This is a genomic window from Micropruina sp. (assembly GCF_027492755.1).
Classification (GTDB): Bacteria; Actinomycetota; Actinomycetes; order Propionibacteriales; family Propionibacteriaceae; genus Micropruina.
The window spans coordinates 7,578-8,749 of the sequence record NZ_JAPUED010000157.1; the positions used below are offsets into that span (position 1 = coordinate 7,578).

At 69.2% G+C, this 1,172-nt stretch carries 1 protein-coding gene; it reads left to right on the forward strand.

The window, feature by feature from the left end:
* Window positions 1-106: 106 nt before the first annotated feature.
* The gene (locus Q0066_RS11085) at window positions 107-1,105 is read left to right on the forward strand and encodes a Gfo/Idh/MocA family oxidoreductase (protein WP_298132875.1); all 999 of its coding nucleotides are present in this window, start codon (window positions 107-109) and stop codon (window positions 1,103-1,105) included.
* The last annotated feature ends 67 nt before the right edge of the window (window positions 1,106-1,172 follow it).

Here is a 1,172-nt window from a genome sequence, read left to right on the forward strand (position 1 = left end):
ACGAAAAGAACCGTCCCCGCGTGCCACGGGTGGTACGAAAAGAACCGTCCCCGCGTACCACCGGGCGATCTGAAAGACTCGACCGAAGCCGATCGAAGGAGAACCGATGACGGACCGCATCCGCTGGGGTTTGTTGGGGGCTGGGGGAATCGCCGGCGTCTTCGCCGAGAACCTGCGCACCGAGGGTCTGCACCTGCAGGCGGTGGCCGCCCGGGACGGCGCCAAGGCGCAGGCGTTCGCGGACCGGTTCGAGATTCCGACGGCGCACGCCGGGTATGAGGCACTGGTCGCCGATCCTGAGGTGGACGCGATCTACGTCAACACCACCCACAACTTCCATGCCGAGCATGCGCTGCTGGCGATCAGGGCCGGCAAGCCGGTGCTGGTCGAGAAGGCGTTCACGGTCACCGCGGCGCAGGCCCGACAGGTCGCGGACGCCGCCCGCGCCGCCGGCGTCTTCGCGATGGAGGCGATGTGGACGCGGTTCCTGCCGTCCACCGACTTCGTCCGCGCCCGGATCGCCGACGGTTCGCTCGGAGAGGTGCGCGCGGTGATCACCGACCACAGCCAGAAGCTGAATCCCGACCCCAAGGGACGCCTGCACAACCCGCAGCTGGCCGGTGGCGCCCTGCTCGATCTCGGCGTCTACAACGTCTCGTTCGCGCTCGACCTGCTCGGTGCGCCGTCCGACATCGTCGCCCGCGGCACCCTCGCAACCACCGGTGTGGACGCCGAGGTCGCGATGACCCTGACGCACGCCGACGGAGCACTGTCGGAGAGCCACACCACCATGCTCAGCGCCGGACCGTCCCGCGGGGCGGTGATCGGCACCGACGGCTTCCTCGAACTCGACGGCGCCTTCTACAACTGGACGACGGTGCGCCGCTACACCGGACGCCAGGAGCTCGCCGAGACCTTCGAGCCGCACCGAACCTCGCGCGGCATGCATTTCCAGGCGCTCGAGGTGGAACGCTGCCTGCACGAAGGGCTGACCGAGAGTCCGCGGCTCACCCTCGACGACAGCATCGCCGTCATGGAGGTGCTGGACGAGTTGCGCCGCCAGGTCGGCTGCGTGCTCCCCGAGGACGCCGGAGCTACTGACTGACGCGCGCGCTACCCGTTGACGCCGAAGCCACCCACTGACGCGGTTCAGCCGCCGACACGGCCTCACC